A 26514-nucleotide genomic window follows, 5' to 3' on the forward strand; every position below is an offset into this window, starting at 1 on the left:
ATCCTATATTTGATATTTTTCAAATTCCAACGGAGCGAACTATCTGGTAAATGGATAGCTTTTGAACGCTGCATCATCGTTTTGTGAACTGAATGCCATGAAAGTATCTCCAAATGAACCCTTTAAGATTATATATTCCATTCTGGATCACGAATATCTTGGCTATATCTTCGAGTCTTTTGTAGTCCAGCTGAACAGCCAGGGCGAGTTTTCTTTTCAAATACAAAACATTTCTTCCAAAAACATTGAGGAATTTAGATCAGGACTTGATGCGACAGATTTCGAGCTTGTAAGTCTGGTTGATGATATTCAGCAGGATACCATTTTAAAGAAATTCAATACAAAAAAACTTTCCCCGGTTGATTTTTTCCTGAAAATTTATGATCCTCAAAAAGGAGATAAGGTAGTTCAGGATGCTATCACCGCTTATCTGGAAAACAGCAAGGCACATATTCTGGAAAAGCTTTCCGGTAAGGAAATCTTTATTATGGGAAGTGATGGAAATCCCCTTTGGAAGCGTGTAGAATGGGAAAAAGAGAAAGCAACGATCCGTTTTTATTTTATGCGGAACGAAGACAATACGCATTATTTTCCGACAATCAGACACAAACAGCAAAAGCTTGATTTTCAATATAAAAATGCCATCATACTTTGTGAAGAACCGGCCTGGCTGGTTGTAGATGGTCATTTATATCATTTTGAGGGAAATGTTGACGGCAAAAAGATTAGACCTTTTCTGGCCAAGAAATTCATTGCTATTCCAAGAAAAATGGAAGAGCAGTATTACGAGCGTTTTGTTGCACCGTTGATCGCTTCCTACGATGTAATTTCCAAAGGTTTTGACATCAGAAATATATCAACAGCACCAAAACCAATTCTTACTATTGCTGATGTTAGTGTAAAAAGTAAAATCGCCCCTGCCCTTCTTCTTTCAGAAGCCGGAATGGATGATTCTATTGCAGCGGATACTGAGGACGGTGAAGTTTCTTTTGGCATTGCTTTTCAGTACGGTCATTATACTTTTCCGTTTGACAGCTTTGCCTATCCATCCAGTGTTTTTCTTGACAAAAAGGATGAAGATTATATTTTTTACAAAGTAAAACGAGATATTCCTGTTGAACGGCATAACCTTAATCAACTAAAAGAATGGGGGCTGGCTATAAAAGACGGTCATATATTATTACAAAAATCAGAAGCCTTTGGCTGGCTCCAAAGTAAGGCCAAAACATTATCTGAACATGGTTTTATTCTTCGTCAGAACAATGCCGATGCGAAAAGATATTTTCTGGGATATTCATCTTTGGATGTTTCAATTGAGGAAGGCCGCGATTGGTTTGATATTAATGCCAAAGTTCAGTTTGGCGAATTTGAGATCTCATTTATTCAGTTAAGGAATTATATTCTGCATCAAAAAAAGGAATTTACACTGCCTAACGGCGAAATTGCTGTAATTCCGGAATGGTGGTTTACAAAATATTCAGAGCTTTTTGCGTTTTCTGAACATGACCATGATACCGACGGAATCCGTTTGCGCATGCATCATCTGGCGCTTGTGCAGGAATTGAAAGAAGAAAGTCTGGCTACGGCTATCATTAGTCATAAGCTTGAAAGACTTCGTGATTTTAATCAGATTGATCCGAGTGAAGCTCCGAAACATTTCAAAGGCACGCTTCGTCCATATCAAAAAGCAGGTTACGACTGGCTGCAATTTTTAAATCAATATCGGTTTGGAGGCTGTCTTGCAGATGATATGGGTTTGGGGAAAACCGTACAAACACTTGCTTTCCTACAATCGCAAAAAGAAGCTGGAATTAAAGAGCCTTCTCTTTTAATTATGCCAACTTCGCTTTTGTACAACTGGGCGCTTGAAGCGAAAAGATTTACGCCAAAACTAAAAGTGATGTTTTACACGGGTACTTACCGTGAAAAAGATACCAAACAATTTGAAGGTTTTGATTTGATCCTAACTTCTTATGGCATTGTCAGGCTGGATATTGATTTTATCCAGTCATTCCGTTTTAACTATGTAATCCTTGACGAATCTCAGGCGATCAAAAATCCTGGTTCCATCATCACAAAAGCAGTTCGAAAACTTAATTCGGCAAATCGGCTTATACTGACCGGTACTCCAATTGAAAATAGCACGATGGATCTTTGGTCTCAAATGTCGTTTGTTAATCCGGGACTTTTAGGAAGCCAGACTTTTTTCCGGGATGAATTTCAAATTCCCATTGAAAAGAAAAACGATGAAGATAAATCCAAACGGCTTTATAATCTGATAAAACCCTTTATCCTTCGTCGGCACAAATCACAGGTTGCAACGGACCTTCCGGCGAAAGTGGAAAGTATCCAGTATTGCGAAATGTCGGAAGAGCAGGAAAAAGCTTATGAAGAAGCCAAAGCTTATTACAGAAATCTGATTTTACAAAGTATAGATTCGGACGGAATAAATAAATCACAGCTTGTTGTTTTGCAAGGCCTTACCAAACTGAGACAATTGGCCAATCATCCAAAAATGGTTGATCCGGAATATACCGACGGTTCAGGCAAGTTTGAAGATGTGCTTCATAAAATGGAAACTGCTATCAGTGAAAATCATAAAATATTGATATTCAGTCAATACATCAAACATCTTGATTTATTCCGTGCTTATCTGGATAAAGAAAATACGACTTACGCATATCTCGATGGCTCCACCAGAGATCGCCAGGCAGAAGTTGAAAACTTTCAGAATAACGAAAGCGTTAAAATATTCCTTATTTCTTTAAAGGCTGGTGGATTAGGACTGAATCTTACGGCAGCGGATTATGTATTTATTCTGGATCCCTGGTGGAATCCGGCTATTGAAGCACAGGCTGTTGACAGAGCACACAGAATTGGTCAGGACAGAACTGTTTTCACTTATAAATTTATTACTAAAAATTCGGTTGAAGAAAAGATTCTGGCCTTACAGAAAACGAAAAAACAGCTGGCTGATGATTTGATTTCAAATGAGGATGGTTTTATCAAATCCCTTTCACGGGAAGATGTTTTGTCACTTTTAGAATAAAGTGACAAAAATATTTACGATACCTGACAGATAAAAAACCGCTTGAAACATATGTTTCAAGCGGTTTTTTATTTTCTATATTTTTATCTTAATTCAAAAGAGCCGAAGTCTCACGAGTAATCAAGGCCTCGCGATCAGGACCTGTTGAAATAAATGTGATTGGCAATCCCAGTTCAGCTTCAAGGAATTTCACATAAGTCAGTAATTGCTCAGGAATCGCATCGAAATCACGAATTCCGTCAAGCGACTGCTGCCATCCTGCAAAATCTTTGTAAACCGGTTCAACCGTATCATCACACAAATCGTATGGAAGCTGATCGGTCAAAGTTCCGTCTGCCAAACGATATTGTGTACAAATACGGATTGTATCAAAAATTGTAAGAACGTCAACTTTCATCATGATCAGCTGTGTAACGCCGTTGATCATAATTGCATATTTCAAAGCTGGCAGATCCAACCATCCACAACGACGCGGACGACCAGTAGTAGCTCCAAATTCACGGCCTTCCTGTCTCATTTTCTCACCCGTTTCCTCGAGCAATTCAGTTGGAAAAGGACCGCTTCCTACACGTGTGCAATAAGCTTTGAAAATACCAAAAACTTCACCAACAGCACTTGGCGCAATACCAAGACCAGTACAAGCACCAGCAGCCATTGTTGTAGAACTTGTAACAAAAGGATATGATCCAAAATCAATATCAAGCAAAGAACCTTGTGCTCCTTCTGCCAAAACTGTTTTTCCTTCTGCAATCGCCTCGTTGATAACGTACTCACTATCAACCATTGTGAACTGCTTCATGAATTCAATCGCAGCAAAGAAATTTTCCTCTGCCTGAGGAAGAACCGATGCGTAATCGAAAGAGTAAAAGTCAAGAATAACTTTGTGAGCATCAACAAGTTTTTTGTATTTATCAGCAAAATTAGGAGACAAAACATCACCAACACGAAGTCCTAAACGTGCAATTTTATCCTGATAAGTCGGTCCGATTCCACGAAGTGTTGAACCGATTTTTGAATCGCCTTTTGAACGTTCATAAGCAGCATCAAGCAACGCATGCGTTGGCAAAATAAGTGACGCTTTTTTTGAAACGAACAAATTACCGGCCAAATCCAAATTGTATTTTGCCAGGTTTTCAACTTCTCTTTTAAAAACAATAGCATCCAAAACTACACCGTTACCGATTATATTCTGGATATCGCTACGGAAAATACCGGATGGAATCTGGTGCAAAACATGCTTAATACCATCAAATTCCAAAGTGTGTCCTGCGTTAGGACCGCCCTGGAATCTTGCTACTACCTGATAACGTGGTGCAAGTACATCCACGATTTTACCCTTACCTTCATCTCCCCACTGGAGACCAAGCAATACGTCAACTTTCATCCAATAAATGGTTATTAAAAACTATTATTTGCTAAAATGACAAGGCGTAACAAACCATAAAATGTCTGTTACGCCTCATCGATACTATTCTCTTATTTCGTGTCCGACTGCGACTTCCTCCGTATGCTCTTTTCTGTTCTGGCAATTTTCTTTCGTACAGTTGCCGTAAAAAATAAGCGAATGATGAAGTACACTGAAATTTAGCATTTCACCCACCATATTCTGGATGGACTGAATTCTCGGATCACAAAACTCCATTACTTTGTGACAGTCCGTACAAATCAAATGATCATGCTGCTTGTTTCCGTACGATTTTTCGAATTGTGCCAGGTTTTTTCCAAACTGGTGTTTGGTTACCAAATCACAATCTACAAGTACGTCTAATGTGTTATACACCGTTGCCCTACTCACACGATAACGTTTGTTTTTCATGCTGATGTAAAGCTCATCCACATCAAAGTGATCTTCACGGGTATAGATTTCTTCCAATATCGCAAACCTTTCAGGGGTCTTGCGAAGTCCTTTATTTTCAAGGTAAGCCGTAAGAATTTTCTTGGCGGCTTCAAAATTTGGTTTGCTGGCTTGTGGCATATCTTTTGAAAATCTTGCGCAAATTACGTGCTTTTTTTCTTAAATCACAGTAGTAATTATGCTGCGGTTGTCATTTGAAGCTTTCAGGTATTGCCTGCTACTCTGGCAATCTTACTATATAAACCAATTGATTAACAAGTCATACGAATAATGGTTCAATATTTAAACGCTTCCTGTCAGGTTGGTATCAAATCTTTGCACATTATAAACACCTTCAACCTGTTCCAGTTTACTGATCAAAATATCCAAATGGCGGGTATCCTGCACATAAAGCCTGATATCTCCATTGAAAACCCCATCTTTTGTATCAATTGTTAACCCACGCATGTTGATGTGCAGCTCGTTGGAAATTATTCTGGTCACATCATTTATCAATCCAACACGGTCCGTTCCGGAAATGTAAAGTCCGGCCAGAAAAGCTTCGTCTTTATTTGATTCCCATTTCGCTTTGATAATCCTGTTTCCATGTTTGGACATCAGTTCGGCCGCATTTGGACAGGTCGTTCTATGAATTTTTATGCCTTCATTGATCGTCACAAAACCAAAAACGTCGTCGCCTGCAATCGGATTGCAACAGGGAGCGAGTTTGTAATCAATTTTATCCATGTCATCCCCGATCAACAATGTATCACTGTCAACCCGGTCGCCATGAAGATTTTTCAGAAGCTTGGTATACGCTTTTCCGTCCGCACCTTCAACAGGAGGAATTACCGCCGTTGTCACTGCTTTCCGTTCTTTTGCCTCTTTATCCCGCTTAAATCTTTTTAATTCATCAAGCTGAATATATCCTTTTCCGATTTTATAAAAGAAATCAGCAGCTGTTTTACTTTCGAAAAATGCACGTAACTGATTAACAACTTCTGCTGTCAGCTCAATACCAAGCACTTTTAATTTTTTCTCAACCAGCTGACGTCCATCCGTTTCATAACGTTTGTTATCCTCTTTTAAGAAATCTTTTATTCTGGCACGCGCTTTTGAAGTTCTTACAATCCGCAGCCAGTCTTCTGTCGGTTTTTGTTTGTTTGAAGTAATGATTTCAATCTGGTCACCATTGCTCAGCACATAACTGATCGGAACCAGAATCCCTCCTACTTTGGCGGCCATGCAATGCACGCCCACTTCCGAGTGTATATCAAAAGCAAAATCCAGCGCCGTAGCACCGCTTTGCAATACTTTCAATTCTCCTTTTGGAGTAAAAACAAAAACTTCCTCATTGAAAAGATTGGTTCTGAATTCATCCAGAAACTCAATCGCAGCGGTTTTATCTCCTGAACCAGTTTCCAAAGTTTCCCTTACCTGACTGATCCATTGTTCAATATTTCCACGAACCTTGGTATCATTTCCTTTATATTTCCAGTGCGCAGCATATCCCTTTTCAGCGATTTCATCCATGCGTGAAGTCCGGATCTGCACTTCCACCCACTGACCGCTTTTACTCATAACTGTGGAGTGTAGCGATTGATAACCATTTGCACGAGGCGTGCTCAGGAAATCTTTCAGTCGGTCCGGGTTGGGTTTGTAGTGATCCGTAACGATAGAATATGCCTGCCAGCAAAGTGCTTTTTCACGATCACCTTCCTGTGGGGATTCCAAAACGATACGGATTGCGAATAAATCATAAATCTCTTCAAAAGGTTTATTCTGCTTGCGCATTTTATTCCAGATCGAGTAAATCGATTTTGGCCTTCCTTTGATGATATAATTTAAACCTGCTTTTTCAAGATCTTCTGCAATCGGCTCTGTGAATTTAGAAATAAAACGATCACGAGAACTTTTCGTCTCTCTAAGTTTTCTGGAAATCGCGCGGTATTCCTGTGGCTCGGTATATTTCAGATACAATTCTTCCAGCTCAGATTTGATACTGTAAAGTCCAAGTCTGTGTGCAAGCGGAGCATATATAAAAATAGTTTCCGAAGCGATTTTCAACTGTTTGTCACGCGGCATACTGTCCAGCGTCCGCATGTTATGCAAACGATCTGCCAGTTTTACCAGAATTACACGAACGTCATCGGAAAGTGTAAGCAGCATTTTACGGAAATTCTCAGCTTGCTGTGAAGTTCCGTATTCAAACCTTCCCGAGATTTTGGTGAGTCCGTCAATAATCTTGGCGACTTTCTTTCCAAATAACCGGTCGATATCCTCAATACGCATATCCGTATCCTCAACCACATCATGTAATAATGCGGAAACGATGCCGGTCGTACCCAATCCAATCTCCTCTACAACAATTTGTGCTACTGCAAGCGGATGATAAATGTACGGTTCACCTGACCGGCGGCGCATGTCCTTATGCGCTTCGACAGATGTATAAAAGGCTTTCTTGATTAATTTTGCATCATTGTCCTTCAAAAACGGCTTGGCTGTTCGTAACAACCTGCGATATTTTTTAAGGATATCCTTACGCTCCTGCTCCAGATCTATGCTCAGGGTTTCAACGAGTTGCTCCAATGCTTAATAGTAATTAGTACGCTTCACCAAAATAACAAATTTTAGCGACATTATTCAACAAAATAAATTTTTCAAAAATATTTTTCCAAAAGTTTGCATATCTAAAACAAACTTTGCTACCTTTGCACTCCCAACCAACGACAAGGGTTGAAGATTGGGACGAAGAAATAAGAGCGGGCGTGGCGGAACTGGTAGACGTGCTAGACTTAGGATCTAGTGCCGCAAGGCGTGGGGGTTCGATTCCCTCCGCCCGTACAACTAACAAGGGATTGACGGGGCGTCATATTTCCTATCTGAATAAGAAGATGAATTGCTCCGAATTAACCCGTCAAATGCCCTCAGGACACTGTTTTGAGGGCATTTTTGTTTTGCGTTTTACCTAAAAAAGCACATTTACTAATAGCAATAAGCATGGAAGTTTTATTAGAGAAGAATTCGCCAACACTGGCCTCTCTTAAAGTTACGCTAACCAAAGATGATTATCAGCCAAAAGTTGATAAATCTATCAAGGATTATTCCAAACGTGTGAATTTAAAAGGCTTTCGTCCTGGCAAAGTACCATGCCATGTAATCCAGCGCATGTATGGAAAAAGCATATTGGTTGACGAAGTGAACAGTCTTTTGAGCAATGCAGTAAGCACTTATATCCGCGAAAATAAATTACAGGTTGTTGGGGATCCAATCCCTAATCGCGAAAAAGCAGAAGAAGCAAACTGGGACAAACCAGGCGATTTCGAATTTAGCTATGACCTTGGTGTTGCAACTGATTTCGAAGTTAATCTTTCTGAAATTCCGGCTGTAAAACGTTATACGATCCAAACTGACGAAAACGAATTGACAAAAACTGTTGACAGTCTTCGTGAAAGATTTGCTGATAGCATCCACCCGGAAGTAAGTGAATTGGGTGATATGGTTTTTGGTGAATTGAAACAGGAATCTACTGAATTTACAACACGTACTGCTATCCCTACAAAACAGGTTGCGGAAGAAAATCAGGCTAAATTCATTGGCTTGAAAAAAGACGACGTAGTAACTTTTGATATTCAGAATACTTTTGCTGACCAGTCTGCGATTGCGCACGTTACTGGCAAGAAAAAAGAAGATATCGGTGAACTTTCGGGTGACTATACTTTGATCGTTGAAGACATCACACGTTCTGCACCAGCAGAGGTTAACCAGGAATTTTTTGATAAAGTACTTGGACCAGGCGTAGCTGACAGCGAAGAAGTTTTCAATGAGAAAGTTACGGAAGTAATTAAAGGAAACTACGAGCGCGAAACAGAAGCATTGCTTCGTCGTGATCTTGAAACTGCTTTAATTGATTCTATCCAAATCGATCTTCCTGGAGATTTCCTTAAAGATTGGCTGGAACGCACCAACGAAGGCAAATTCACACGTGAGCAAATCGAGGAACAATTCGAAGATTTCCAGAAATCATTGAAATTGAGCCTGATTAAAAATAAAATTGCTGATGCTCAGGGCGTGAAGGTGGAATATCCTGAAATCCTTGAATTCACAAAACAAATGGTTCGCGGACAGTTTGGCATGTACGGTGACGACGACAGCATGGGCGATACGATCGACCGCGTTGCACAAGGTTACCTTGCAGACAAAGAACGTGACAACTATTCTCAGATTTTCAATCAGGTTTTTGATAACAAAATCATCGATATCGTTCGCAGCCAGGTTGCTACGGATGAGCAGACAATCGATGTTGCTGAATTCGAAAAACTTGCAAAAGGTGAGGTTGCTTAGTTTTTAAGTAATTCATTTTGATAAAATAAACGAGGTCAACTTTTTCGAAAGTTGACCTCGTTTATTTTGTGGCTATAATTCGCGTTGGTAAAGCTGCCGTGGAAGGTTCTAGCTTAAAAGAACAATCGCTACTTCCGGCTCCAGAAGATCCGGAATAAATGTGAAAGGTAATTTAGTCTCACTAATTTAGGGCAATTATTAAAACGATATTTTGATTTGTGAAATGACAAAATGATACAGTTTTTGAATCATTTTAGGCAGTCAAATCACGGCCGGCTCCGGTCTTAGGAAACGGACGTTATTTAAGAATCGAGATTGTTGATGGAAAAAGCATACTAGCTCGCCAATCACTGCTCATCCCCAAGACTGTTAATCATCCGGAAGATTTTAAAAACTGCCCAAAAAATTAACGAGACACCTGTGAATATGAGCATAAACATTCCGAAATCATTCCAATTGAATGACTCTGCTGACAGGAAACCCCATAAAAAAATTATAAACACAATCACTAAAATGCCCGAAGCAACGATCATCCCGGTCTTTGTAAGGAGCTTTGAAAGTTTGAACATATATAGATTTCTGTCTTAAATATATTCGTAAGATAAAGCAAACGAGTGATCAATCAAAAACTGGTGAATTTAATGATAACGAGGTGGAAAAAGTGCGCGCTCTTGTAAAAAACCAAGAACTTTCTCAAAACTGCTGCCGGCTTCTTGTTCTATGTTCCGTCACTTAACATAGCCTCGATTATGAAACTTTTTCAGATGGACTCAATTTAATTTCTCCCGACTGGACTTTTTCTCGCCATTATCGTTTTTCCTTTAATGCCTTCTTGATCGTTTCCGGAATCGGCTTATCAAATTTTATATGCTTTTCCATATCAAATTGTGGTTAGGTTTGTAAAGACACAAATTTAGCCTTTATAATAGACTTGTAATCAATTATATAGTAAATATATCAAAACCCAATCGGTTCCCGATGCTGCTGTACCTGTCTCCCAATTTCCAAAGTCACCAAAGACCCAAATCTTTTCTTCCACAGATCCAGCTCGTTTTGCAGTTTGGCGTTAGCAGACAATAACCTTTCATTTTCCTGACGAAGCCATTCTGTTTCTGAAAGCGTTTTTGATTCAAAACCCAAAAGTTCAGGCAGAGAAACATCCAATAGTTTAGCAATATTTTCCAGGCGCGAAAAGGAAAGTTCTGTCCTTCCTCTTTCCATATCGCCATAGGCTGTCGTGGAAAGTCCGAGCATGTCAGCCATATTTTCCTGCGACAAATCTTTTTGCAGACGCAGCTGCCGTATTTTTTCTGATGGGTTGTTCGTATTGCTCATAGTCTGATCGACAGAATAAATTTTAATACTGATTTTCTGAAAGACTAAATTTTACTCGTATTATTGGCTTTTGACAGATAACAATTGCAAGTTAAAAAGCATTCAATGAATCGCTTCTCGCAATTTTCGATAAATTATAACCGAAACAGACAAGGATTATTCATGGAAATAATCAATTTTGTGAAGGACAAAGAAAGAAATCAGCTTTTTCATATTCGAAACTAAGCAGTGCGGCTTTTTGTTCTTTAAAAGATGTACTCTATCCATTACATATTATTTTTAAATTAAAGTTTATTCATGAATCACGGAAATGAATTTAGAAAATATGCCGTTCACCATCTTGGGATGAGTGGCCTTACAGTTGACGGTTATATGAACCACACTGTTGAAAACATGACCCGTTCGGTAATTGAAGAGCGTCCGATGAACTTTCGTGAAGTGGATGTATTTTCAAGATTAATGGCGGATCGTATCATCTTTATGGGAACTGGTGTTGATGATAATATTGCTAATATAATTGTTGCTCAGTTGTTGTTTTTGGAATCAGCTGATCCTAAAAAAGATATCCTTATGTATATCAACAGTCCTGGTGGATCTGTTTATGCAGGTCTGGGTATTTATGACACCATGCAATATGTTCGTCCGGACGTTGCAACGGTTTGTACAAGTCTTGCCGCTTCTATGGGTGCAGTATTGCTTGCAGGCGGAGCAGCAGGAAAACGTTCTGCACTTCCTCATGCGCGTGTGATGATTCACCAGCCATCCGGCGGAGCACAGGGAACATCGGTTGACATTGAAATTACAACCCGTGAAATCGTAAAACTTCGTCATGAACTTTACGAAATCCTTGCAAACCATACAGGACAAACTGCTGAGCAAATCGGTCTTGACTCGGATCGTGACAAATGGTTACGCGCTTATGAAGCAAAAGAATATGGACTTATCGACGAAGTTTTGACGCGCGATAAATAAGTTTTCAAAATATCTTACTAGGAAAAACCACCCGTTAAGTAATTTTCGGGTGGTTTTTCTTTTCTAGTGCAAACTGGATTTTGTAACAAGTTTAAAAAGCCCGAACTTTACGGAATCATTATATTTCAATGCGTTAAAGTAAAGTCATTCACTGCGAATTTTTTCTGCTTTGTTATTGTGGCACGATTTATTTCAAGTATTATTAACCCGTATTGTTGAAAGCATTTAACAGCAATTCAGTCTTTTGAACAATGCGTCTGATCCTTTTGTTATAAACCCATATTCTATCATAGTGATTCTCACATTACCGAAATGCTGGTATGTGCTTAACCAAGTAATTCAATAACTGTATACATTCACCGATGGCACAAGTAAGTTGTTCGTTTTGCGGACGCAAAAAAAATGAAGTAGAACTTTTACTCTCAGGTATTGATGCCCACATTTGCAATCATTGTATTGCACAGGGGTATCAGGTTATTACCGAAGAGCTAAATTCCAAAGACGATAAAAAAGATAAGAAAACGAAGTTGCCAAAACTTAAATCGATTCCTCCAACAGAGATCAAACGTTTTCTTGAACAATATGTGATAGGACAGGATGATGCCAAGCGTTCGCTTGCTGTGGCAGTTTACAACCATTACAAACGTCTTAACCAGGTAGCTACCGACGACGATGTTGTGATTGAAAAATCAAACATTATCATGGTTGGCGAAACCGGAACTGGTAAAACTTATCTTGCAAAATCCATTGCAAGAATTCTTCAGGTACCTTTTTGTATTGCAGATGCAACCGTTGTAACGGAAGCAGGTTATGTTGGAGAAGATGTTGAAACGATTCTGACACGTCTTTTGCAGGCAGCTGATTACAATGTTGAAGCAGCAGAAAGAGGAATTGTTTACATTGATGAAATGGATAAAATTGCCCGCAAATCGGACAATCCATCTATTACCCGTGATGTAAGCGGTGAAGGTGTTCAGCAGGCGCTTCTGAAATTATTGGAAGGTTCTTCGGTTAACGTTCCGCCGCAAGGAGGTCGTAAACACCCGGACCAGAAAATGATTACGATCAATACTGAAAATATTCTTTTTATTTGCGGAGGCGCATTTGATGGTATTGAACGCCATATTGCCAAACGTATCAATACGCGTCCAATCGGATTTTCGGGTGATAACCGTATCATCGAAATTTTTGATAAAGGTAATTTAATGCGTTATGTAACAGCTCAGGATTTGAAATCTTTCGGTTTAATTCCTGAATTGATCGGTCGTCTTCCGGTGCTAACGCATTTGGATCCGCTTGATCGTGAAACTTTGCGCCGTATTTTGACTGAACCAAAAAATGCTTTGGTAAAACAATACAGCAAACTTTTCGCAATGGAAGGTATTACACTTCACTTTACAGAAGAAGTTCTTGATTTTATTGTAGATCAGGCTATGCTTTGTAAACTGGGTGCACGTGGACTTCGTGCCATTTGTGAATCCATTATGACCGATGCCATGTTTGATCTACCATCACAAAAAGATGTGAAGGAATTTACCATGACACTGGATTATGCTCAGGAAAAATTCAGCAAATCATCGATGTCTTTGCTTCGTTCGGTAGCATAGACTTACGATTTATAGTTAAAATAAAAGCACCTTGTTGTTTCTGTTTTCAGAGCGACAAGGTGCTTTTTATTTTAAATTCTATGGTAATAGTTCTATTTTGCATAAAAAATGGAACGTATGGAAAACTGGCTGACAAATAAAGCAATCGTAATTATCGGAGGTACAACGGGTTTGGGATTTTCTGCGGCCAAGGCTTTTGTAAAGCATGGCGCAAATGTGGTAGTGGTAGGGAGGAATCCGGAAAATTGCCTGGTAGCGGAATTACAGTTAGGAAGTCAGGCCCGCGCCAAGCAAGGTGACGCCACGCAGCCGAATACTTCTTTGGAAGCAATACAATTGTGTATTCGTGAATTTGGAAGTTTCGATGGACTTTATCACGTTGCCGGTGGCAGCGGAAAAAAATATGGTGACGGTCCGTTGCATCAACTAACATTAAGTGCCTGGAACAATACGCTTGATTTAAATCTGACTTCGCTTATGCTATCGAATCAGGCTGCCGTTCAGACATTTCTAGGTATGGGAAAAAGCGGTGCCATTTTAAATATGAGTTCTGCACTTGATTTCACTCCTTTTCCCGGACATTTTTCTGCGCACGCTTATGCAACAGCAAAATCTGCCGTAATTGGATTTTCACGATCGATCGCTGCGACTTATGCGCCAAATAATATCCGGATCAACGTCATTGCCCCTTCTATTATTGAAAATCCGGAGAACAAAGACTTACAAATTGAAGAGTTTATCAGTGCCAAACAAACATTGAACGGAGGACGTTTTGGTTTACCGGCAGATCTTGATGGAGCGGCTGTTTACTTTATGTCTGAATATTCAAAATTCACAACAGGTCAGACGCTGACCGTTGATGGCGGCTGGAATCTGACGGAAGGCTAATACCCGAAATTGTGCTGATGACAATTTTGTAAAAGAAAATGGAGGAATCGACGGTTACTTTTCTGTTTATATTATCGTAATTTGGTTCATATAAATGCATTATTAACAACTGGTTTCTATTTAATATAAATTTACTACCAAAAATATGGCTACCGGACCGATTGTAACACTAACCATTAACCCGGCTCTGGACAAAAGTGCGAACGTGGATCGCATAGTCCCGGAAAATAAGCTGCGTTGTGATACGCCTAATTTTGAAGCTGGCGGAGGTGGAATTAATGTAGCAAAAGCCATTCACCGGCTGGGCGGAAATCCTATCGCCATTTTCACAATTGGCGGTCCAACCGGACAACGTTTACATAAACTGGTAAAAAGTGAAGGCGTAGAAACGCTCGTTATTGAAACAAAACAATGGACTCGTGAAAATTTCCACGTTCTGGAAACCAGTACCGGTTTTCAGTATCGCTTTGGTGTTCCGGGTTCAGAATTGATGCCAACCGAAGTCCGGTCTATTCTGGAAACTATTGAAGAATTTGATCCAAAACCTTCCTATATCATAGCCAGCGGAAGTTTGCCGCCTGGCGCTCCTGACGATTTTTACGGACAAATTGCAAAAATTGCCCATCAGCAAGGTGCAAGATTCATTGCAGATGCCTCGGGAGATGCGCTTAAATCTGCCACAGAAGCAGGGGTATATTTGTTGAAACCAAATATTACCGAGCTAAGTCAGCTTGTTGGTGTTGACAAACTGGAAATGGATGATGTGGATGATGCGGCCCGTGCGTTGATTATCCGTAATCAATGTGAAGTTGTAGTTGTTTCCATGGGTGCGATGGGTGCGATGCTTGTTACAGAAGATCAGGTTGAACATATTCCTGCGCCACCGGTTAAGAAAAAAAGTGCAGTTGGTGCCGGAGATAGTATGGTAGCCGGAATTGTATGGACGCTTTCTCAGGGAAAATCTTTACGTGAAGCAGTTCGTATGGGTGTTGCCTGCGGATCAGCTGCTACAATGAATGCGGGTAGTGAATTATTTAAAATGCAGGATGTAAATAAATTAATGGACTGGCTGAACCGCTACGGAAAACGCTATTCCGGAAATTCATAACCGAGTTTTGTCAGGGATTTCTAATATCCACCAATCCTGAAAGGATGACATTATTATAGAAGTGGCTGAATTATCAATAAACCAAACCCTGAAAGGGTGACATAACAATTCTCCCAAATTCATTATACCTAACAAGGAATCCAAGACCTTGCAATCATAAACTTGCAAGGTCTTTTTTATATAAAATAGATAGAAAATTAACCTCACCGTCTTTTCTTGAAAAACCTCTTTTCATGAACGACAACCATTCCCGCCGCCAATTCGCCAAAGTTGCAGCTGTTACCGCAGCAGCACTTACTTTCAAACCATTTTATATTCTTCACGCCAAACCAAAGGCGGATGGAGAAATAATAGGCCATGGAACACACCGTTACCGGGTTCATCAGGGCTGGGGAAATCTGGATGCTTCCAAATTTCCTATCAATAACTGTCATGAAATGGTTGAGGATAGCAAGGGGCGTTTAATCATGGTGGGTGATGAGGTTAAAAATAATATTTTGATTTACGATCGTTCCGGTAAATTATTGGATAGCTGGGGCCACGATTTTCCCGGCGGGCACGGACTTACGCTTTGGAATGCAAATGGAGAAGAATTCCTCTTCGTGTGTGATCCGAACATAGGAAAAGTTTTCAAAACAGATTTGAAAGGAAAAATTCTTTTGACGATTGAACATCCATCAAAAGTTGGGGCATATAAAGAAGCAGATGCTTTTAAACCAACCGAAACAGCAATTGGTCCCGACGGCACGATTTATATCGCTGATGGATATGGTTCACAATGGATTTTAAGATACACCCCAAAAGGTGAATTCATAGATAAATTCGGTGGACCGGGTGATGGCGACAGCCAATTTTCAACTGCGCATGGTATCGCAATTGACAGTCGTGACAAGGCAAATCCTACCCTGCTGATTACTTCACGCGCACATAACGCTTTCAAACGTTTCACATTGGATGGAAAATATCTGTCGACTATTTTCCTGCCGGGTGCATTTGTTTGTCGGCCGGTTTTTGATGGAGATACTTTATATTCCGGAGTTTGCTGGTCACGTTTGCGCTATTTAAATCAAACACCAGATTCTGGTTTTGTAACAATTCTGGATAAAAACAATAAAGTAATTTCCAATCCGGGCGGTACTAAACCTGAATATTTGAATGGAAAATTGCAGCTCATGGTGCAGGACAAACCGATTTTCATGCACTGCCATGATGTTTGTATTGATCAGGACAAAAACATTTATGTTTGTCAGTGGAATGCGAAGAAAACATATCCGGTGAAACTGGAACGGGTTTAAAAAATCCCTAACTCTGTTGTCTAATTAATCTAATCGCCAACCCATTGACAGACATCGTAACAATGGCTAAGATTCCGTATGCCAATCCAACATGCATAATTGGTACCAGCCACCAAACGCCAATCAGGAAAATTACAAAACCATAACTCGCCGAAAGAAGTCCGTAAAGAATTCTGGCCGTTGCCTGCGAACCCTGTTGTATATGCGTAAAGACGGCTAAGGTAGAAGTCATGATAGGAAATGGCGTCAAAATCCCGCTCCACGTAGGACCCAGCTTCTCTGCAAGCTGGGTTAGTAAAACCACAAACAAAGTCGCGACAAACATTCTTAACGGAATGTCATAAACCGGATGTTTTTTATATTCGGGTTTGTCTTTTGGTTTTGGAAAAATATACAAGACGCCTGTCAATACAATCAAATTTAAAGCTACGGCAAAAGGAAGTGATGGCGTGCGTCCCAATGAAGCGAGCGCAACAATAAAGAAAGCTACATAACTGAGTAGCAAAGCCGGCAGCCAATGCATTCTTGGTGCCGCTATTGAATAAATCAAAGCAAAAAAAGTTGTACCGATTGAACCCATCAAAGCGGATGGCACCGTTGAAGCTGCAAAATCTGCACCGTTTTCAATGGCTATAAAAATTGAAATCGGGCCTGCAATCCAGGGGAATCCTCCCAGCCAGCCACCAAATCCTTCACCCCATTTTCTAACAGAAAGCGTAACGCCAGCGATCAGCGGCGGCATCAGGAGTATTTTAATCAGTAAAAGATTATGCACTTTTTTCAGGATTTACGGTAGTCTGCGCTGCTTTTCACCAAACAATCAGTCTTCAAATTTACAAGGTTAAAACAAAAGCTAAGAAGAAAATTCAAAATAATATTGCAACCTAGTTGCATAAATTATACTTTTGCAACGTTGTAGCAAAAAGGAAATTCTGCGCAATAGCCATTTCACTCCAAATTTTGAATATAACCCGGAGAATATAGGATTAAGAATATTTTCATCTTGAGAATCAGCTATTCCTCAAAAAATCTCCGCCTATGATAACTGATGAAAAAATACCTTTTCTTACACCTGATCATAATCACTTCATCTATTAGCTATGGACAAAATCCTTCTTGTACCTGTTTTATCAAAGGAGTTGTTCTCGATCAACATAGCAGCCAGCCAATTGTAGGAGCAACTGTTTTATTGACAGGTACAACGAATGGAGTTTTTACGGATAATAAAGGACGATATGAAATCAGGAATTTATGTCCTGGTTCCTATCAGCTTGAAGCCCGGATTGTAGGGTACAGTGTTTACAAACAAACAATTGATCTAACCGCAGGACATGAACAAAATTTCACACTTCTTGAACAGGAAGTTCATTTAAAAGATGTAGAAATTACAGCCCAAAGAACGGATGCTCCATCATCTCAGCCGCTGACTACGATTTCAGGAAATGATCTTGAACAAACCAGGGGACAAACATTGGGTGAAAGTTTGAAAGGTATAACCGGTGTTACCTCCATGCAAACCGGCTCTTCGATTTCGAAACCCGTTATCCACGGTTTGCACAGCAACCGGGTATTAATTATGAATAGTGGCGTGCGGCAGGAAGGTCAGCAATGGGGTTCTGAACATGCTCCGGAAATTGACCCATTTGTTGCAACACGCCTGTCAGTGATAAAAGGTGCAGCTGGAGTCCGGTATGGTTCTGATGCTATTGGTGGTGTGATTTTGGTTGAACCCGAAGAATTACCATTCAACAAACCGCTGAGTGGTGAAGTAAATCTTGTTGGTTTTACAAATGGCAGACAAGGCGTTGCTTCCTCAACCGTGCAAGGCGGAATAAAAGGATTGTCCGGTTTTGGCTGGCGCGCACAGGGAACCATCAAACGTGGAGGTAATCTTCGCACACCAAACTACTTTCTTGACAACACAGGAATCAGTGAAAAGAATTTTTCGCTTGGCGCCGGCTATCGTCACAAAGGTTTTGGAATTGATCTTTTTTACAGCCGTTTTGATACCAAAATCGGAATCTTTTCAGGCTCGCATATTGGCAGTGTAACCGATTTACTCAACGTTATAAATAATGGCGAACCTTTCGTAAAATCAGGATTTAGCTATAAGATCGGAAGACCTGACCAAAACGTAACGCATGATCTGCTTAAAGCAGAAACGCATTATAATTTTCAGGATGGTAACCGTTTGCAGTGGACAATCGCGCAACAGGTCAATAACCGGAATGAGTATGATTTACATGTTCCAAGAAATGATTCAATAGCAGCTTTGAATCATCCTGAGCTTACTTTCAAACTCAATACGCTGACAAATGATGTGATCTGGGATCACAAACCGATTGCAGGAAAAATCGCCGGACAAGTTGGTGTAAGCACATTATACCAATACAATCTGATGACGGGAAGACCGCTCATTCCAAATTTCAATCAATTTAATATCAGTGTTTTCTGGATTGAAAGATATGTAAAAAACGACTGGGAATTTGAAGCAGGCGTCCGTTATGATTACCGCAAACTAAGCACCCACAGGATTGTGAGCCGGCAGAAAATTTCGAATTATTTTGATTTTCATAATGGTTCGGGAACGGTTGGTGCAACCCGGAATTTAACAGAACATTTGTCCGCGCGTATCAATGCCGGCAGTACCTGGCGCGCGCCTAATGTCAGTGAATTGTTCAGCGACGGCGTGCATCACGGAGCCGCGGCTTTCGAAAAAGGTGATTCCACTTTGCATCCTGAAAAAGCTTTTAATTCCATTGCCAGCATAAAATATGCAAGCGAAAAATTGACGATAGAAATTGGTGGTTATTTCAATTATATCAAGGATTTTATTTACCTAAAACCTCAACCTGAACCGATTTTAACAGTCAGAGGTGCATTTCCATATTTTAAATACACGCAAACAGATGCTTCTTTTAAGGGGATTGATGTTTCTGCTGCCTGGCAGTTTGTCAAAAATATTACAGCAACGAGCAAGTTAAGTTACCTGAAAGCTTACGATACCCGCAATGACAATTATCTGGTGATGATTCCTGCAAACAGGTGGGATAACCAGGTAAAATATGAAATTCCCGCATTGGCAAATCTTCATAATGTCTTTTTTTCTGTTGGAAATCTTTGGGTAGCGCGCCAAAAACGTGTACCGCCGAACAGTGATTTCATGCCTCCGCCAGCAGCTTATTCACTTTGGAATATTCAGGCTGGTGGCACCATTCACATATCCAATAAACAACAGCTGGAAATCGGACTTTCTGTTCAAAACTTATTCAATACGGTGTATCGGGACTATATGAACCGGTTCCGGTATTATGCTGATGACATTGGCCGTAATGCTTCGCTTCGTCTCAAATGGAAATTCGGAGCGTAAAAAAATATTACTCTTTTTTATTTAACAAAACAATAGATGAACATGAACCGTAAATTAACCTGGATGCTACTTTTTGGCATTGCCGCATTATTCACTCAATGCAAAGATTCTGGTGATGAAGTTGAAGCTGATGATGAAAATGAATTAATCACTTCTGTTACACTGACTTTTACCGAAGTTGGGACCGGTACCGTAACCACTTTTGCTTACAAAGATCCGGACGGAGATGGCGGAAATGCACCAACCAAATTTGATACTATTTCTTTGAAAGCAAACACAAGTTATACTTTGACACCCGCATTCCTGGATGAAAGTAAAACGCCGATTGATGATATCACAGCAGAAATCAAGGAAAAAGCTTACGAGCATTTGTTGGTTTACACACCAAATCCTACAACGCTTTTGACTTATACTTATGGTGATAAAGATACGAACGGTTATCCGATTGGTTTAACAGGAACAGCGAAAGCAGGTGCCGCAGGTACAGGAACTTTAAAAGTGCAGCTTCGTCATCAGCCAAATGCCAAAAATGGCACAATCACGCCGGGCAGCGATGATGTAAACCTTGATTTTAATCTGAAAGTTAAATAGGTGGAAGTAATAAAGAAGGGAGACTGGTGTTTTACCGGTCTCCCTTTTTATATTTATTCAGCGACACATTCAGGACAAGTTCCCTGAATCAGTAAATTAAAACTTGCAGGGTGATATCCCTGGGGCAAAGCAACATTCGGGATATGTAAATTTTCCAGACAATTCGTTTTACCACAAGAACTGCATTTGAAATGGATGTGGTCGTGCTGATGTTTTTCTTCTGAACACTGATGCGAACAAAGCGCATAACGCAATCCTTCATCATCCAGAACTTTGTGGATAATCCCTTTTTCCAAAAAGGTTTTCAAAGTTCGATAGATCGTTACACGGTCGTAGCTCTCCCCTAACGCTCCTTCCAGATCACCATGTGAAAGCGCATTTTTTTTATTTATAAAAGCTGAAAGAACATCTTCACGACACGTTGTAGTACGTAAATGATGACCTTTTAGTGTTTCTCTTAACTGCTCCATTATGTACCAATTTAATTTCTTTGCTGGTATCGGCTACCTTAAAAACCTTTCCTGCCAAAGTTAAGTTCGAAGTTCACGAAAATCGGTGTAAAGACAAATTCTTTTCCTTTTTCAAACCTAAAATATAAACAAAATATTTTGCAACAATGTTGCATTTAAATACATGAAGTTTTACTTTTGTATCCTTACCGTACAAAATCAGTAATGACTCACACGCATAACAAGGCAGATTATATAGGAATACTTGGCTCCGTTTTATGTATTATACACTGCATAGCCATGCCTGCACTCGCAATGGGAACGGCATTTACGCATAACCATCACATGCATTTTGGATTTATTTCGCTTGATTATCTTTTTATAATCATCAATGGAATTGCTGTTTATTTTGCAACAAAAGATCACAAATCGATTTTGCTGAAAATATTACTTTGGGGCGCATTAATGATCTTTGCAGTCTCTCTGATTTTCGAAAACCGCCACTATATACTTCACTGGCTGGGGTATATCGGGTCGATATTATTGATCACAGGGCATTTCATCAATCTGTATATCTGCCAAATTGCACCAAGAATCAAACTGAAAGTTTCCTGAATTTATTTGTCGTACCGAACTTCAAAACGGCCAAGATCCGGACGGTTTGCACGATGTCTTTCCAATTCATAATCAAATACCGCTTTTCCTAAATCGCGCATAAAAGGCAGGCCGATTTCATCATAGTCGTATTTATTATCATTGAAAATCTGATCTTCGTTGCAATAAATTACGGCTGTCAGCATAAATTCAATTCCTTTTTCAAAATCTGCGATGTAGGCATTATCCAGCAAATATCCATAAGCATCTCCGCATTTATTGAACAAACGGATATGTCGTGGAAGCCGGGTTTTTGTCCCTCCAAATAATAAAAACTTGACATAACCATCGTAATAGTCGTCCGTGTAATTTGCCGGAAATTCCGTTTCCACAGGAAATTGCGACATATACTGATAGACAAAACGGTAATCTTCTTTTGTCAGGTTGAAACGTTCTTTGACCGGCACACTTTCCGGAAAGAAAAGTGCTTTTAAAAGTTTGTGCTGATCTTCAAGGGCGAAATAGTTCTTTTCAGTAAAGTCAAATGGTTCATTAACCAATACACCGTTTTTCAAATATCCCTTTCCTCTTTTAATTGGCTCAGGAGAAATAAATTTCTGATCAGAATATTTTCCCGGCTGCTCGTAAACCACTTTTCCGTCCTTTTCAAAACGGGTTGGATTAGTATAACGATTATTTTCAGTACCGATAGCAGATTCCAGTCTGTGCGCTATTCTTACATCTTTATATCCTTTGGACTGCATGGAATCATTGAAATCCTTTTGCCCGATAAATTCATATAACCGGTTGAAAGCATCATTATCGCTTGCGAGAAGTATTTTTTTTGCATAATGCGCTACTGACGGCAATTTGTCCTCAGCTGTTGTATCTGCTTTTACAGCCGTTTCTTCCGGACGATCAGCGCCGGTAAACATCGGTGTATATTTATCAATTCCGAGTTTATTTACTTTTTCCAAAGCCAATAATACTGCGGGAAGTTTTACAGTACTGGCGGGATAGAAATATTGGGCTTTATTAACATGGTAGCCATAGGTTGTAAATTTTGGCTCATTTTTATTATTCCGGTCAATTTTAGTGTATAAAATCTGCACTTCATATTTATCAGGATTGTCCAAAACATTAGCCAGTCCGGCTGAATGTTTTTTTAATAACTTCTCTAAAAACTGTCCGTTATGAATCTGCGCCATTGATGGCAGGGCGATCATGCTAATGAAAAAGCAGGTTAATGTTTTGGAAAAAGATAACCGAAAAATATCTGAACAAATCATAGTGTAACAACAGGCACGTGGTTAACGAAGATACTATATTTTACTTTTTAAAGGGCGTATGGAATTATATTTAACTACTTCCTGCCTTTACTAATCGAATATAAACAATGGCGACTAATGGAAGAAAATAAATTACGCAGCCGCGGCTGGTTTGGAAAAGAAGGAAAAGACGGATTTATATACAGAGCATGGATGAAAAACCAGGGTTATCCGGCTGACGAATTTGAAGGACGCCCTGTAATTGGTATCTGTAATACGTTTTCCGAATTGACGCCGTGCAACGGACATTTCCGTGAACTGGCAGAATCTGTGAAAAGAGGTGTTTGGGAAGCGGGTGGATTTCCGCTTGAATTTCCGGTGATGTCATTGGGTGAAACTTTGATAAAACCTACCGCGATGTTGTACCGGAATCTGGCCAGTATGGATGTTGAAGAATCAATCCGTGCGAATCCGATTGATGGTGTGGTATTGCTTTGTGGTTGTGACAAAACGACACCATCCTTGGTGATGGGCGCTGCCAGCGTGGATATTCCAACCATCGTAGTTTCCGGCGGGCCGATGTTAACGGGCCGTTATCGTGGAAAAACTATTGGAACCAGCGATGTATGGCGTTTTAGTGAAATGTACCGCAAAGGGGAAATTTCACAAGAAGAACTTACGACAGCGGAAGCTTGTATGTGCCGCAGCCAGGGACATTGCGCGGTAATGGGAACTGCTTCGACCATGGCTTGTATGGTTGAGTCACTGGGTTTGACTTTACCAGAAAATGCTGCAATCCCGGCGGCTGATTCAAGAAGAAAAGTAATTGCGCATTTGTCCGGTCGCCGGATTGTGCAAATGGTGAAAGATGATCTTCGTCTTTCTCAAATATTGACCAAGGAAGCTTTCGAAAACGCTATTATGCTGAATGCGGCGATTGGAGGTTCTACCAATTTCGTTATCCACTTATTGGCGATTGCAGGTCGTATTGGTGTGGATCTTTCTTTGGATGACTTTAATGCGCTTTGTGAGAAAATCCCTCTTCTGCTAAATCTCCAACCTTCCGGCGGCTATTTTATGGAAGATTTCTATTATGCTGGCGGTTTGCCTGTTGTCATAAAAGAAATGCTTTCTCTTTTGCACCAAAACGCGATTACAGCCAATGGTAAAACGGTAGCAGAAAACTGTGCTTCGGCAGAATGCTTTGATAATGAAGTAATTGGAACTTTGGAGGAGCCTGTTAAAGATCTTACCGGTTTGGCAGTTGTTCGGGGAAATTTGAGTGTAAACGGAGCCGTTATAAAACCGTCAGCTTCATTGAAACCTGAACTGATGCAGCACCGTGGAAAAGCGATTGTCTTCGAAGATATTGACGATTACAAAGCGAGATTGGATGATCCAAATCTGGATGTAGATGAAAACAGCGTTCTTGTGCTGAAAAATGTAGGCCCGAAAGGTTATCCTGGAATGCCGGAAGTTGGAAATATGTCTTTGCCAAAAAAATTGCTTGCAAAAGGTGTTATCGATATGGTTCGTATCAGCGACGGACGCATGAGCGGTACTGGTTTTGGAACTGTGGTTTTGCACGTTTCTCCGGAAGCGGCGGTTGGCGGTGTGCTCGCATTGGTTCAGGATGGTGATTATATTGAACTGGATGTTGAGAACAGAAGGTTAAATCTGGAAGTGTCTGATGAAGAACTGGAAAGGCGCCGTGCTTTATGGAAACCGTTGAATATGGGTTATAATCGTGGTTATGTTAATCTTCATATCAACCATGTTATGCAAGCGCACGTTGGTGCTGATCTGGACTTTTTGAGAGGTGGATCCGGTGATAAGGTTACGAGGGATTCGCATTGATTTTTTGTTGATCTTAAAACCTTTGACCAGGAATAAGTTTATTAGCATTTTGAGATTTTCAATACCCGTCCGACGGTAGAAAAAACCGTCGGACGGGTGGCACGTAGCCAAATTTTGGAAGGTGCAACCCGTCGGACGGCTTTTTCGGCCGTCCGACGGGTAATAAAAGTCAGAATGATTAACCAGTAAAAAAATAATAAAGTAAAAAGCATTTCACAATTCACCACACACTAACACTTCATGGAATTCAAACCAAACACACTCTACCATGTGTACAATAGAGGGAATAACAAGCAAAAAATATTTTTCAACTATGGCAACTATCTTTATTTCATCAAGAAAATAGAAAAACATCTTTTGCCTCATTGCGACTTATTAGCCTATTGTCTCATGCCTAATCATTTTCACTTTTTAATTGAGCCGAAAGAAAAGACAGAAGAAAAAGAGCTTAATAAAGCCTTTCAAATCATGCTTAGCTCGTATTCCCAAGCAATTAATAAACAAGAAAACAGAACTGGTTCGTTATTTCAACAGCATACGAAAGCGAAGATCTTAGAAACAGAAAATCCTGTATATGCTGAAATATGTTTTCATTACATCCATCAAAATCCCGTAAAGGCTGGTTTGGTGAAGGAAATTGAAAGGTGGGAATTTAGTTCAGCCCGAGAATATGCTCTGTTGAGAAAGGAGCAATTATGTAATCAGAAAAAGGCTCATTTGTTATTGAATATTCCGGAGGATGGTAATGAGTTTTTGGAGCTTTCGAGGCAAGTGCTTTCGGAGGAAATGGTTGAGAGGATATTTTGATGAGTTGATGTTTTATTCCTGTGAGATAGTTTTTAATACCCGTACGATGGTAAAAAAAACCGTCGGACGGGCGGCACTTAGTCAGATTTTGGAATGAGCGACCCGTCGGACGGCTTTTTTCGGCCGTCCGACGGGTAATAAAAAGTTGGAGAAATTAACATTGTGCACGCTGTGAAAGAGTAAAATTACTATCCGAATATAAAATAGTTTTTACCACCGGTCCGACGGTAGAAAAAACCGTCGGACCGGTGGCCCATAGCCAGATTTCGGAATGAGCGACGGGTAATAAAAAGTCTGAATGATTAATCAACAAATCACCAGACGTGATAATAAAACCAAACCCACTAAAATTATGAGTACCGAGATATTTAATAACCAGGTCGCTATTGTAACTGGCGCGGGACAAGGAATTGGATTTGAGATTGCGAAACAACTGGCATTAAAAGGAGCTGGGGTAATTTTAAATGACTTTGATGCAGATTTAGCTACACAGGCCGCCAACACAATCCGTGGACTTGGCGGAGAATGTATCGCTTTTGCAGGCGACGCTTCTCAATCCGAGATTATTGATGGCATGGTTGCCGAAGCAGTCAGTTGTTTCGGAAAATTAACTATTGCCGTGGCTAATGCGGGAATTACGCTTTTCGGCGACTTTTTTGATTATCCAAAAGAAAATCTTCAAAAGGTTTTGGAAGTCAACTTGATGGGATCATTTTTGTTAACCCAGGCAGCGGCCAGACAAATGAGATTGCAAAAATCAGGGGGACGGGTTTTACTTATGTCATCCGTAGTAGGTCATCAATCACACAAATTTCTGGGTGCTTATGCCATGACAAAAGCCGGACTGGAAATGCTGGCAAAAAATCTGGTATTGGAACTATCTCCTTATGGCATCACCATAAATGCAGTAGCTCCAGGCGCTACTTTAACGGAAAGAACGTTAACAACAGATCCGACTTATCCAAAAATGTGGTCAGGAATCACACCTATGGGACGGCCTGCGATTTGTGAAGATATTGCTAATGCGGCTTTATTTCTGCTTTCTCCCTCATCAGGACATATTACAGGACAAAGTCTTATTGTAGATGGTGGTTGGACTTCTGTTAGTCCGTTACCTGATTTAAGTAACTTGGATACATAAAGAGG

The 26514-nt window shown here is 40.2% G+C and carries 20 protein-coding genes and 1 tRNA gene; 14 read left to right on the forward strand and 7 right to left on the reverse strand.

The annotated features are described in order from the left end of the window. Positions 1–97 precede the first annotated feature (97 nt). Positions 98–3049: a DEAD/DEAH box helicase gene (locus tag IEE83_RS24280; protein ID WP_194123068.1), complete on the forward strand. Its 2952-nt coding sequence runs from the start codon at positions 98–100 to the stop codon at positions 3047–3049. A gap of 88 nt (positions 3050–3137) precedes the next feature. Here the strand turns inward: IEE83_RS24280 and IEE83_RS24285 are convergent, their stop codons facing one another. From IEE83_RS24285 to IEE83_RS24295, 3 genes are all read right to left on the reverse strand, one after another. Further along, complete coding sequence (locus IEE83_RS24285; protein WP_194123069.1) at positions 3138–4433, reverse strand: adenylosuccinate synthase; 1296 nt, start codon at positions 4431–4433, stop codon at positions 3138–3140. 84 nt (positions 4434–4517) lie between these two features. After that, positions 4518–5024, reverse strand: a complete 507-nt coding sequence (locus IEE83_RS24290; RefSeq protein ID WP_194123070.1) for a Fur family transcriptional regulator — start codon at positions 5022–5024, stop codon at positions 4518–4520. 162 nt (positions 5025–5186) lie between these two features. Next, the gene (locus IEE83_RS24295; RefSeq protein ID WP_194123071.1) at positions 5187–7472 is read right to left on the reverse strand and encodes a RelA/SpoT family protein; all 2286 of its coding nucleotides are present in this window, start codon (positions 7470–7472) and stop codon (positions 5187–5189) included. 173 nt (positions 7473–7645) lie between these two features. On the opposite strand from IEE83_RS24295, the gene IEE83_RS24300 reads away from it, so the two are divergent. Beyond that, a tRNA-Leu gene (locus IEE83_RS24300) sits at positions 7646–7727 on the forward strand. 156 nt (positions 7728–7883) lie between these two features. Beyond that, the gene (gene tig, locus IEE83_RS24305; RefSeq protein ID WP_194123072.1) at positions 7884–9227 is read left to right on the forward strand and encodes a trigger factor; all 1344 of its coding nucleotides are present in this window, start codon (positions 7884–7886) and stop codon (positions 9225–9227) included. A 957-nt stretch (positions 9228–10184) separates the two neighbouring features. Here tig and IEE83_RS24310 read toward each other — a convergent pair. Further along, positions 10185–10562, reverse strand: a complete 378-nt coding sequence (locus IEE83_RS24310; RefSeq protein ID WP_194123073.1) for a helix-turn-helix domain-containing protein — start codon at positions 10560–10562, stop codon at positions 10185–10187. A gap of 297 nt (positions 10563–10859) precedes the next feature. Here IEE83_RS24310 and IEE83_RS24315 point away from each other — a divergent pair, with 297 nt between their 5' ends. The 5 genes from IEE83_RS24315 to IEE83_RS24335 all read left to right on the forward strand — a co-directional run bounded on the left by IEE83_RS24315 (position 10860) and on the right by IEE83_RS24335 (position 16432). Next, positions 10860–11534, forward strand: coding sequence for a ClpP family protease (locus IEE83_RS24315; RefSeq protein WP_194123074.1), 675 nt, complete (start codon positions 10860–10862; stop codon positions 11532–11534). 362 nt (positions 11535–11896) lie between these two features. Further along, positions 11897–13141 (forward strand): ATP-dependent Clp protease ATP-binding subunit ClpX, encoded by a 1245-nt coding sequence (gene clpX, locus IEE83_RS24320; RefSeq protein ID WP_194123075.1) that lies wholly within the window; start codon positions 11897–11899, stop codon positions 13139–13141. 117 nt (positions 13142–13258) lie between these two features. Further along, a complete protein-coding gene (locus IEE83_RS24325) occupies positions 13259–14029 on the forward strand; it encodes an SDR family NAD(P)-dependent oxidoreductase (protein ID WP_379992744.1) in 771 nt (256 codons plus the stop codon). 145 nt (positions 14030–14174) lie between these two features. Beyond that, on the forward strand, positions 14175–15137 hold the full coding sequence (locus IEE83_RS24330; protein ID WP_194123077.1) for a 1-phosphofructokinase family hexose kinase: 963 nt from the start codon (positions 14175–14177) through the stop codon (positions 15135–15137). A gap of 233 nt (positions 15138–15370) precedes the next feature. Next, positions 15371–16432 carry a 6-bladed beta-propeller gene (locus IEE83_RS24335; protein ID WP_194123078.1) on the forward strand — a complete coding sequence of 354 codons (1062 nt, stop codon included), beginning with the start codon at positions 15371–15373 and terminating at the stop codon, positions 16430–16432. A 7-nt stretch (positions 16433–16439) separates the two neighbouring features. Here IEE83_RS24335 and IEE83_RS24340 read toward each other — a convergent pair whose 3' ends face one another. Further along, positions 16440–17207, reverse strand: coding sequence for a hypothetical protein (locus tag IEE83_RS24340; protein WP_310588563.1), 768 nt, complete (start codon positions 17205–17207; stop codon positions 16440–16442). A 273-nt stretch (positions 17208–17480) separates the two neighbouring features. On the opposite strand from IEE83_RS24340, the gene IEE83_RS24345 reads away from it, so the two are divergent. Both IEE83_RS24345 and IEE83_RS24350 read left to right on the forward strand, forming a co-directional pair. Next, positions 17481–19802 (forward strand): TonB-dependent receptor, encoded by a 2322-nt coding sequence (locus IEE83_RS24345; RefSeq protein ID WP_194123079.1) that lies wholly within the window; start codon positions 17481–17483, stop codon positions 19800–19802. Positions 19803–19844: 42 nt separating this feature from the next. Next, a complete protein-coding gene (locus IEE83_RS24350) occupies positions 19845–20393 on the forward strand; it encodes a hypothetical protein (RefSeq protein WP_310588564.1) in 549 nt (182 codons plus the stop codon). Between the two features lie 53 nt (positions 20394–20446). On the opposite strand, the gene IEE83_RS24355 is transcribed toward IEE83_RS24350, so the two are convergent. Continuing rightward, positions 20447–20863: a Fur family transcriptional regulator gene (locus IEE83_RS24355; RefSeq protein WP_194123081.1), complete on the reverse strand. Its 417-nt coding sequence runs from the start codon at positions 20861–20863 to the stop codon at positions 20447–20449. Between the two features lie 204 nt (positions 20864–21067). Here IEE83_RS24355 and IEE83_RS24360 point away from each other — a divergent pair, with 204 nt between their 5' ends. Continuing rightward, positions 21068–21457: a MerC domain-containing protein gene (locus IEE83_RS24360; protein WP_194123082.1), complete on the forward strand. Its 390-nt coding sequence runs from the start codon at positions 21068–21070 to the stop codon at positions 21455–21457. 2 nt (positions 21458–21459) lie between these two features. On the opposite strand, the gene IEE83_RS24365 is transcribed toward IEE83_RS24360, so the two are convergent. Beyond that, positions 21460–22662 carry a serine hydrolase gene (locus IEE83_RS24365; protein ID WP_228101956.1) on the reverse strand — a complete coding sequence of 401 codons (1203 nt, stop codon included), beginning with the start codon at positions 22660–22662 and terminating at the stop codon, positions 21460–21462. 180 nt (positions 22663–22842) lie between these two features. On the opposite strand from IEE83_RS24365, the gene IEE83_RS24370 reads away from it, so the two are divergent. From IEE83_RS24370 to IEE83_RS24380, 3 genes are all read left to right on the forward strand, one after another. Further along, positions 22843–24561 carry an IlvD/Edd family dehydratase gene (locus tag IEE83_RS24370; RefSeq protein WP_194123084.1) on the forward strand — a complete coding sequence of 573 codons (1719 nt, stop codon included), beginning with the start codon at positions 22843–22845 and terminating at the stop codon, positions 24559–24561. A gap of 240 nt (positions 24562–24801) precedes the next feature. Further along, positions 24802–25368: a transposase gene (locus tag IEE83_RS24375; protein ID WP_194123085.1), complete on the forward strand. Its 567-nt coding sequence runs from the start codon at positions 24802–24804 to the stop codon at positions 25366–25368. 352 nt (positions 25369–25720) lie between these two features. Further along, the gene (locus tag IEE83_RS24380; protein WP_194123086.1) at positions 25721–26509 is read left to right on the forward strand and encodes an SDR family NAD(P)-dependent oxidoreductase; all 789 of its coding nucleotides are present in this window, start codon (positions 25721–25723) and stop codon (positions 26507–26509) included. The last annotated feature ends 5 nt before the right edge of the window (positions 26510–26514 follow it).

It is taken from the genome of Dyadobacter subterraneus (genome assembly GCF_015221875.1).
In the GTDB taxonomy this organism is placed as follows: Bacteria; Bacteroidota; Bacteroidia; order Cytophagales; family Spirosomataceae; genus Dyadobacter; species Dyadobacter subterraneus.